The 8,613-nt window shown below is 73.9% G+C and carries 9 protein-coding genes and 1 pseudogene; 3 read left to right on the top strand and 7 right to left on the bottom strand.

The window, feature by feature from the left end:
* Positions 1 to 1,248 (bottom strand): annotated as a pseudogene (locus J7E93_RS12780) (DNA-binding protein); the annotation flags it as partial.
* A 63-nt stretch (positions 1,249 to 1,311) separates the two neighbouring features.
* Between J7E93_RS12780 and J7E93_RS12775 the strand changes: the two are divergent.
* The gene (locus J7E93_RS12775) at positions 1,312 to 2,280 is read left to right on the top strand and encodes a hypothetical protein (protein WP_215068613.1); all 969 of its coding nucleotides are present in this window, start codon (positions 1,312 to 1,314) and stop codon (positions 2,278 to 2,280) included.
* 350 nt (positions 2,281 to 2,630) lie between these two features.
* Here the strand turns inward: J7E93_RS12775 and J7E93_RS12770 are convergent, their stop codons facing one another.
* The 3 genes from J7E93_RS12770 to J7E93_RS12760 are packed head-to-tail and all read right to left on the bottom strand — an operon-like array spanning position 2,631 to position 5,547.
* Positions 2,631 to 3,461: an ABC transporter ATP-binding protein gene (locus J7E93_RS12770; protein ID WP_215068612.1), complete on the bottom strand. Its 831-nt coding sequence runs from the start codon at positions 3,459 to 3,461 to the stop codon at positions 2,631 to 2,633.
* Positions 3,458 to 4,546: an iron chelate uptake ABC transporter family permease subunit gene (locus J7E93_RS12765; RefSeq protein ID WP_215068610.1), complete on the bottom strand. Its 1,089-nt coding sequence runs from the start codon at positions 4,544 to 4,546 to the stop codon at positions 3,458 to 3,460. Before J7E93_RS12765 ends, J7E93_RS12770 begins: the two co-directional genes overlap by 4 nt.
* Positions 4,543 to 5,547 carry an iron ABC transporter permease gene (locus J7E93_RS12760; RefSeq protein ID WP_215068608.1) on the bottom strand — a complete coding sequence of 335 codons (1,005 nt, stop codon included), beginning with the start codon at positions 5,545 to 5,547 and terminating at the stop codon, positions 4,543 to 4,545. The genes J7E93_RS12765 and J7E93_RS12760 overlap by 4 nt, the downstream gene beginning before the upstream one ends.
* Before the next feature lie 125 nt (positions 5,548 to 5,672).
* Here J7E93_RS12760 and J7E93_RS12755 point away from each other — a divergent pair, with 125 nt between their 5' ends.
* The gene (locus J7E93_RS12755; RefSeq protein WP_215068606.1) at positions 5,673 to 6,290 is read left to right on the top strand and encodes an HAD family hydrolase; all 618 of its coding nucleotides are present in this window, start codon (positions 5,673 to 5,675) and stop codon (positions 6,288 to 6,290) included.
* On the opposite strand, the gene J7E93_RS12750 is transcribed toward J7E93_RS12755, so the two are convergent.
* Positions 6,278 to 6,547, bottom strand: coding sequence for a hypothetical protein (locus J7E93_RS12750; protein WP_215068604.1), 270 nt, complete (start codon positions 6,545 to 6,547; stop codon positions 6,278 to 6,280). The two genes, J7E93_RS12755 and J7E93_RS12750, sit on opposite strands and share 13 nt — an antisense overlap.
* 171 nt (positions 6,548 to 6,718) lie before the next feature.
* On the opposite strand from J7E93_RS12750, the gene J7E93_RS37790 reads away from it, so the two are divergent.
* Complete coding sequence (locus J7E93_RS37790; RefSeq protein ID WP_046507938.1) at positions 6,719 to 7,102, top strand: cold-shock protein; 384 nt, start codon at positions 6,719 to 6,721, stop codon at positions 7,100 to 7,102.
* Between the two features lie 60 nt (positions 7,103 to 7,162).
* On the opposite strand, the gene J7E93_RS12740 is transcribed toward J7E93_RS37790, so the two are convergent.
* Both J7E93_RS12740 and J7E93_RS12735 read right to left on the bottom strand, forming a co-directional pair.
* A complete protein-coding gene (locus J7E93_RS12740; RefSeq protein ID WP_215068602.1) occupies positions 7,163 to 8,020 on the bottom strand; it encodes a 1,4-dihydroxy-6-naphthoate synthase in 858 nt (285 codons plus the stop codon).
* Positions 8,017 to 8,613, bottom strand: a 597-nt coding sequence (locus J7E93_RS12735; protein ID WP_215068600.1) for a futalosine hydrolase, incomplete at its 5' end; no start/stop codon positions are given. The genes J7E93_RS12740 and J7E93_RS12735, both read right to left, overlap by 4 nt.

The raw sequence follows: 8,613 nt of genomic DNA, 5'->3' as shown, positions 1-8,613 counted from the left end.
CAGGGTGCGGCCCTTCGCGTCCTGCCCGCCGACCAGGCCGGGCGTGCGGGTCGCGGTCAGCCAGACGGTGACGAGCCGGGCCCAGCGCTCGGCCGCCGGCAGGTCCAGCCAGTCGTCGTACGCCGGGGTCGGCGCGTACCGCTCGTCCGCCTCGCCGTCCGAGGCCAGCAGCCCCGCCGCGTAACAGAGTTCCAGCCAGAACGCGGCGGTCTGCTCCGTGACGTCCAGGGAGGCCGCCGTCCGCTTGAGTTCCCGTACCGAGAGCCCGCCCGCGCGCAGCACCGGCGGTCCGCCCTGGCCCCACGACTTGAGGAGTTCCTCGACGGTCGCGAGCGCGGTGTACGCCTGGCCGGCCGCCGCGCTGTCCACAACCTGTGGGCGGTACTCGCGCAGTACGGACAGGGCCGGCGGATGCGGCTCGGGTGCGCGGTGCGCCCGCCCGCCCCGCAGGTGCAGGGCCGCCTCCCGGGGCAGGACGACGGTCCGCGTCGAGACCGGCAGCAGCAGGCCGCGGTCGCGCAGCCAGCGCACGGGCGGCGCCGGGTTCGCCGTGACCTCCCCGTACGGCGGGCCCCAGACCAGCCGGTCGAGCACGGTCAGCGCCTCCGAGGGCGCCGTGTCCAGGAGAGCGCCCATCCGCTCCCGGTCGGTGAACAGCTCCGTCAGCGCCGCCACGGCGGAGACCGGGTCGTGGGTCGCGGGCAGACCGGCGGCCGCGATGATCTCCTGGATCCGGCCCGGCGACATCCCGGCCGTGGCCTCGGCGACGGTCGGCCCGAGGCCGGTCGGGGAGGGGTGCTGCGGCGACGGCGCGAGCAGTTCGCGCGCGGTCCGCACGAGCCGCAGCCGGTCCTCCTCCCCCCAGACCAGCGCCTGTTCGCGCAGTGTCTCCACCGCGCGCGGGAGCGCCGCCTCGATGTCGGGATCGCCGTCGTCGCCGCTGAGCAGGGCGAGGAGTACGGGGCACGGGGCGGGGTCCGGCGCAACGGCCAGCGCCTCGGCGGTCTGCAGCGTGAACCGGTCGAGCCGCTCCAGGGCCCGGACCACGGAGGCACGCGTTCCGGCCCGAGTGGCGAGCTGCGTCAGGTCGTTGGGGACCGGGGAGAGCAGGTCCGGTCTGGCCCGCAGCAGCGCGGCGAGCCCTTCGTCGCCCCGCGCGCGCAGCGCCTCCGCGAGCGTGCGCGGCGCAGTGGCAGCGCCAGTTCCTTCGGGCACGTGCGCCTCCCGAGCGAGCTCACCGATCCCCATCCGCCCCACGTTAGCCCCTGCGCGGGCGCTAACGTCGGGGCGTACCGGCTGTGGAGGGGCACTGTGGGGATCGAGAGCGACCAGTTGGTCTTCGACTATCTGAGCCGGGTCGGCGATCTGGCGCAGCAGCGGCACCTGCCGTCGAGCGCCCGGATGCGGCTCGTGTCGGCGCTCCGGGGCGAGATCGACCGCCGGCGCGACACGTACGGCCAGGAGAGTCCGACGGTCGTGCGCGCAATCCTCGACGAGCTGGGCACGCCGGACGAGGTGGTGGACCGCGCGTCGGGGGCGGCGCCGGTACGGACGGCACCGGCGGTGCCGAAGCCCCGTACGGAGGAGGCCTGGCCGACTCCGCCGCATCTGGTGGGGACGGACGAGGTCGGGGCGGCGGACACGGAGCCGGACTGGTGGAGCACCGAGACGCCGCCCCGGCCGGGGGACGACCTGGTGCCGGGCTTCAGGGGCGGGGTGGAGATCCCGGAGCTGCTGAAGCCTCCGGTGGAGGAGACCGATGAGGAGGGGGCGGAGAGGGCTGAGGGCGCGCGGGGTGAGGGTGTAGAGGAACCGGCGGAGGAGGTCGCGCCGCGCCGGGGCTGGAAGCGTCTGCCGCGCCTGCGTCGCAGGACCGCCGCCGCTCCCGCCCCCGAGCCGGAGGCGGACACCGGGGACGCGCCGTCCGCCGTCCGCCGTTTCCGCCTGGCCAGCCCCTTCCTCTGGCTGGCCGCGCTCCTCCTGATCGGGGGCGCCGTCTTCGGGAACCTGGTCGCCCTCGCCGTCGGCTGGCTTCTCGCCTACGCCTCCCGCCGCCTCTCCCGCGCCGAGATCCAGTGGGCCGTCGTGGTCCTGCCCGCCCTGGCGGCCACGGCGGGCGCGGTCTGGATCTGGGGCCGTGTCGCACGCCGCTGGGGCGCCCCGATCGCCGAGGGCGGCGCGGCGATGGGCGCGGCGATCTCGGAGACCTGGCCATGGGCGCTCAAAGGCGCGGCCGTTGCGTCGGCCCTCTTCCTGATCTGGCGCGCCCGCCGCCACTGACGCCTGCCCGGCCGGGCGTGGCGTCCGTGCTCGGCCGCCCAGGTTCGGGCCGCGTGCTCGGGCGCCCAGGTCAGGCCCGTGTTCGGGCGCCCAGGTCAGGCCCGTGCTCGGGTGCCCAGGTCAGGCCCCGTGCTCGGGTGCCCAGGTCAGGCCCCGTGCTCGGGCGCCTAGGTCAGGCCCGTGCTCGCCCCGTGTTCCGGCCCCCTGCTCGGGCCCCGTGCTCAGGCGCCCGTGTTCAGGCCCCCTCGGGCCCCGTGCTCGGGCCCCGTGCTCAGGCGCCCGTGTTCAGGCCCCCTCGGGCCCCCTGCTCGGGCCCCGTGCTCAGGCGCCCATGCGTCCAGGCGCCGTGCTCAGGGGCCCGTGGTCAGGCCCGCGCGGGCGGTGGCGGGGGCTCCCGCGTGCCACGGAGCCGACGGCACCACCAGCGGGGACCCCGTCACCGGGTCGGGGATCACCACCGACTCCAGGCCGAACACCTCGCGCACCAGGTCCGCCGTCACCACCTCGCCCGGGTGGCCCTCCGCCACCACACGGCCCGACTTCATGGCGACCAGGTGGTCGGCGTACCGCGCCGCCTGGTTCAGGTCGTGCAGGACGACGGCGACCGTACGCCCGCGTTCGTGGTTGAGCTGGCGCACCAGGTCGAGGACCTCCACCTGGTGCGAGATGTCCAGATACGTCGTCGGCTCGTCCAGGAGCAGCAGATCCGTCTCCTGGGCGAGCGCCATCGCGATCCAGACCCGCTGGCGCTGCCCGCCCGACAGCTCGTCCACCGGGCGCTCCGCGAGCGCGGCCACGTCCGTGCGCTCCATCGCGTCGACGACCGCCCGCTCGTCCTCCCGCGACCACTGCTTCCACCACGCCTGGTGCGGCTGCCGCCCCCGGGACACCAGGTCCGCGACCGTGATCGCCTCCGGGGCGACCGGGGTCTGCGGCAGCAGGCCGATCGACTGCGCGATCCGCTTCGTCGGGATCTTCGCGAGCTCCTCGCCGTCGAGCAGCACCGCCCCACCCTTCGGCTTCAGCAGCCGTCCGAGCGCCCGCAGCGTCGTGGACTTCCCGCACGCGTTCGGGCCGACGATGACCGTGACCTTGCCGTCCGGGACGGCGAGGTCCAGTTCGTGCACGACCGTGCGGTCCTCGTAGGCAAGGGTCAGCTCGCGCGCGGTCAGCCTGCTCATGCTTTTCCTCCTGTGCGGCTGCGCACAATCAGCCAGATCAGATACGGGGCTCCGACCGCCGCCGTCAGGACACCCACCGGCAGCTCGGCCGGCGAGAACAGGCGCCGCCCCAGCAGGTCCGCGGCGACCACGACGAACGCGCCCATCAGGGCCGAGCAGAGCAGCGGGATCTGCGCGGTACGCGTCATCCGGCGGGCGATCTGCGGGGCGAGCAGCGCCACGAAGTCGACCGGTCCGGCCACCCCCGTGGCCACGGACGCCAGGACGACGCCGACGAACACGAGCCCCAGCCGGACCCGGCCGAGCCGGACGCCGAGCGCCGTCGCCGTGTCGTCGTCCAGGGACACGGTCCGCTGCGCGCGGGCCGCCCACAGGATGGCCGGCAGCATGACGAGCAGCGTCCAGCGGATGGGCGCCGCCTCGTCCCAGCCGCGCCCGTTGAGCGAGCCCGTCATCCAGATCTGGGCCTGCTGGGCGACCAGGTAGTCGCCCTTGGTCATGAAGAGGGTGGTCAGCGACCGCAGGGCGATCGCGAACCCGATGCCGATGAGCACGAACCGCGTCGCGTGCAGCCCGCCGCGCCAGGCGAAGACGTACACGAGCGCGGCGGCGGCGATGCCTCCGACGATCGAGAGGTACGGCAGGACGGTGTACGAGGTGAGGCCGAAGGTCATCGCGCCGACCGTCAGCGCCCCCGCGCCCTGGCTGATGCCGATGATGTCGGGGCTGGCGAGCGGGTTGCGGGCCACGGTCTGGATGAGCGCGCCGGCCACGCCGAACGCGGCGCCGACCATCAGCCCGACCGCGAGCCGGGGCATCCGCAGCTCCTCGACGACGAACGCGGCCCGCGCGTCCTGCCCGAAGATCACCTTCAGCACCTCGGCGGGGGCGACGAACCGCTCGCCGACACAGAGGTACGCGACGCCGACCGCGGCCAGGGCCAGCAGGAGGCCCAGGGCGACGAGGGCGGAGCGCCGGTGGAGCAGGAGGGAGCCGCGTCCGGCGCGGACGACGCCGTATCCGGCAGGACGTGCGGAACCGGAAGGGCGTGCGGAGCCGGAAGGGCGTATGGACATCGTCGTCATGCCGGCACCGCCTTCCTGCGGACCAGGGTCACCAGGAACGGAACCCCGATGAGCGCCGTCATCACGCCCGCCGGGACCTCGCCCGGCGGGAAGAGGACCCGGCCGATCACGTCCGAGACCAGGAGCATCACCGGGCCGACGAGCGCGGCCATCGGCAGCACCCAGCGGTGGTCGCTGCCGACGATCGCCCGGGCGATGTGCGGGACCGCGAGGCCGACGAAGGCGATCGGGCCGGCCGCGGCCACGCCCGCGCCGGTCAGCACGGTCGCGCCCACGCCCCCCACGATGCGGACCGTCGCCACCCGCTGGCCGAGCCCCTTCGCCACGTCCTCGCCGAGGGCCAGCGCGTCCAGGCCGCGGGCGACCGAGACCACCAGGACGGCGCCGATCAGCAGGAAGGGCCAGATCTGCTGGACGACCTCGGTGTCCCGCCCGTCGAGAGAGCCGATCTGCCAGAACCGGAACTCGTCGAGGGCCGAGGCCTTCGTCGTGAGGATCCCGGTCGTCACCGACAGCAGCAGTGCGTTGATCGCGGCGCCGCCGAGCGCCAGTTTCACGGGCGTCGCACCGCCGCGTCCGCTGGAGGCGACCGCGTACACGGCGACCGACGCGGCGGCGGCTCCCACGAAGGCGAACCACACGTACCCCGCGAGGGTGTGAACCCCGGCGAAGGCGAGGGCGACGACCACGCCGACCGAGGCGCCCTGGCTGATGCCGAGGATCCCGGGGTCGGCGATCGGATTGCGGGTGATGCCCTGCAGGGCCGTGCCGGCCAGGGCCAGCGCCGCGCCGACCATCAGCCCGATCAGGGTCCGGGGCACCCGCAGCTGCCGTACGACCTGGGCGTCGTCGCTCGTGGCGCCGTGCAGCAGCGCGTCGAGGACGGTGGACGGGGCGACGGCGCGGGCACCCACCGCCAGGCTCAGCAGGATCGCGAGGAGGAGGGCGACGACGGCGGCGACGGTCGCGAGGACGCGTCGGGAACGGAAAGCGGCTGTCATCGAGACCCATCGGGAGGTGCGAACTGCAGTACGGAGCAGGTGCGGAACAGGTGCGGAACAGGGGTGCGGAACAGGTAAGGCTTGGCTCAGTCTAAGCAGCGGCCGGATTCGAACACCCGGGCACAATGTCCCCCATGGCTACCTACACCGTCGGCTTCGACCTCGACATGACGCTCATCGACTCCCGCCCCGGCATCAAGGCCGCCTACCAGGCCTTCTCCGCCGAGACCGGGGTCGAGATCGACGCCGATCTGGCGGTCTCCCGGCTCGGCCCGCCGCTCCAGCACGAGCTGGCGCACTGGTTCCCCGAGGAGGAGATCGCGGAGCGGGTCGTCCAGTACCGCGCGCTCTACCCCACGTACGCGATCACGCCGTCGCTCGCGCTGCCCGGCGCCAGGGATGCGATTCAAGCCGTTCGCGAGGCGGGCGGCCGGGCGATCGTCGTCACCGCCAAGAACGAGCCGCACGCGAAGCTGCACCTCTCCCACCTGGGCATCGACCCGGACGCCGTCATCGGCGGCCTGTGGGCCGAGGGCAAGGCGGAGGCGCTGCGCGAGTACGGCGCCGGCGTGTACGTCGGCGACCACACCGGGGACGTGCGGGGCGCCGCGACGGCGGGCGCGCTCTCGGTGGCCGTGACCACCGGACCGTGCGACGCCGAGGAGCTGCGCGCGGCCGGCGCGGACGTCGTTCTGCCCGACCTGACGGACTTCCGTGCCTGGTGGGACGGTTACCGGGGCTGAGCCGCGGCCGCCCGGGCCTGGCGGCGCTGCGCGCCGATCGAGCGCAGCACACCGGCGCCCGCGACCAGGAACCCGACCCCCATCAGCATGCACACCGCGTACGCGACCGGCGGGAACGGATCGGTCCCCAGGAACAGCGGGGCGACCGTGACCAGCGTGGCCACCGCGCCGATGATGAAGACAATCGCACCGGCGCGGACGAGACCGTCACCCGGAGCGGTGTCGTCCGACGGGGCCGAGGGGGTTTCATTGCGCATTCAGCCAGGGTAGTTCCCAGGCCGAAGGAACAAACCGGCGACGTCTTGTCACCAGCCCGAAGGCCATTAGCCTTGGTGCCGGCGGGTCGGGTGACCCGCTGTATTGCATTCCAGCAGCTATCCGGAGCCGGAATCCCGGCGCACCCATCGAGTACGAGGACGAGGACAGACGTGCCTACCGGCAAGGTCAAATGGTTCAACAGCGAGAAGGGCTTCGGCTTTCTCTCCCGCGACGACGGCGGCGACGTCTTCGTGCACTCGTCGGTGCTCCCTGCCGGAGTCGACGCCCTCAAGCCGGGACAGCGCGTGGAGTTCGGGGTGGTCGCGGGTCAGCGCGGCGACCAGGCGCTCTCGGTGACGGTTCTCGACCCGACCCCGTCCGTCGCCGCGGCGCAGCGCCGTAAGCCCGACGAACTGGCGTCCATCGTGCAGGACCTGACGACGCTCCTGGAGAACATCACGCCGATGCTGGAGCGGGGCCGTTACCCCGACAAGGTGCACGGCGCGAAGATCGCCGGCCTGCTGCGGGCGGTCGCGGACCAGCTCGACGTGTGAGCGCGCCTGTTCGCCGAGCGTTCGTGGCTGAGCGTTCCTGCTGAGCGTTCCTGAGCGTTCCTAGGGGAACGCGAGCGCGTCCGGGCCGAGGGGCGGCACCAGCCCCTCGGCCGCGGCGCGCGTGAGCAGCCCGCGGACCGCCGCATAGCCGGCCTCGCCGAGATCGGCGGTGAACTCGTTGACGTACAGCCCGATGTGCTGGTCGGCCACCTTCGGGTCCATCTCCTGCGCGTGCTCCATGACGTACGGACGCGAGGCGACCGGGTCGTCCCACGCCATCCGTACGGAGGTGCGGGCCGCGTCCGCGAGCCGCCGCAGCGTGGCCGCACCCAGAGAGCGCCTGGCGATGATCGCGCCCAGCGGGATCGGCAGGCCCGTGGTGTCCTCCCAGTGGGCACCCATGTCGGCGAGGGCGTGCAGGTCGTAGTCCTGATAGGTGAAACGGGCCTCGTGGATGACGAGCCCCGCGTCGACCTTGCCGTCCCGTACGGCGGGCATGATCTCGTGGAAGGGCATCACGACGACGTTCCCGACCCCGCCGGGGACGACGTCCGCCGCCCACAGCCGGAAGAGCAGGTACGCGGTCGAGCGCTCGCTCGGCACCGCGACCGTCTTGCCGGTCAGGTCGACCCCCGGCTCCCGGGTGAGGACCAGCGGGCCGCAGCCACGGCCCAGGGCGCCGCCGCAGGGCAGCAGCGCGTACTCGTCGAGGACCCAGGGCAGCACGGCGTACGAGACCTTCAGCACGTCGTACGGGGACGTGCCGCTCTCCGCCCAGCCGTTGGTGAGGTCGATGTCGGCGAAGGTCACGTCGAGGCGCGGTGCGCCGGGCACCCGGCCGTGGGCCCAGGCGTCGAAGACGAAGGTGTCGTTCGGGCAGGGCGAGTAGGCGATCTTGAGCGTGGACGGTGACGTCATGGGGCGGGCTCCACGAAGACGGTGTTGCTGAGCAGCTGGAACGTGTACCGCAGGGAGTCCATGGCCTGGCCGATCCGCCAGGCGCCGCGGTCGCGCGGCCCGACGGCGTTGGAGACGGCGCGGATCTCGACCACGGGCACGCCGTGCGCGGCGGCGGCCTCGGCCACTCCGAAGCCCTCCATCGCCTCGGCGGCAGCCCCCGGGTGACGCTTCGCCAGCTCGGTGGCGCGCTCGGCGGTGCCGGTCACGGTGGAGACGGTCAGGACGGGCGCGACGGTGTGGCGCTGCGCGCCCTCGGTGAGGGCCCGGGAGATCCGCTCCGTCAGCTGCGCCGGCACCGGGTGCACGGACCGCCCGAAGCCGAGCTCCTCGACGGTCAGATAGCCGCCGGGCGTCTGCGCCCCGAGGTCGGCGGCGACGATCGTGTCGGAGACGACGACGGAGCCGATCGGCGCGAGGGGCTGGAACCCGCCTGCGATCCCGGCGGAGACGACGAGGTCGTAGGGGGCGGGGTCGGGGATCTCGACGGGGTGGGCAGCAGGGGTGGGAGCCGGGGTGGGAGCCGGGTGGGGAGCCGGGGTGGGAGCCGGTGC

Source organism: Streptomyces sp. ISL-36 (genome assembly GCF_018614205.1).
Lineage (GTDB): Bacteria > Actinomycetota > Actinomycetes > Streptomycetales > Streptomycetaceae > Streptomyces.
This window is presented reverse-complemented; position numbering and strand designations above follow the sequence as displayed.

Excerpts from the sequence above, each read along its gene's own strand:
- J7E93_RS12770 (WP_215068612.1), bottom strand. The coding sequence starts at position 3,461 with ATGAGCAGGCTGACCGCGCGCGAGCTGACCCTTGCCTACGAGGACCGC.
- J7E93_RS12765 (WP_215068610.1), bottom strand. The coding sequence starts at position 4,546 with ATGACGACGATGTCCATACGCCCTTCCGGCTCCGCACGCCCTTCCGGT.
- J7E93_RS12760 (WP_215068608.1), bottom strand. The coding sequence starts at position 5,547 with ATGACAGCCGCTTTCCGTTCCCGACGCGTCCTCGCGACCGTCGCCGCC.
- J7E93_RS12755 (WP_215068606.1), top strand. The coding sequence starts at position 5,673 with ATGTCCCCCATGGCTACCTACACCGTCGGCTTCGACCTCGACATGACG.
- J7E93_RS12750 (WP_215068604.1), bottom strand. The coding sequence starts at position 6,547 with ATGCGCAATGAAACCCCCTCGGCCCCGTCGGACGACACCGCTCCGGGT.
- J7E93_RS12740 (WP_215068602.1), bottom strand. The coding sequence starts at position 8,020 with ATGACGTCACCGTCCACGCTCAAGATCGCCTACTCGCCCTGCCCGAAC.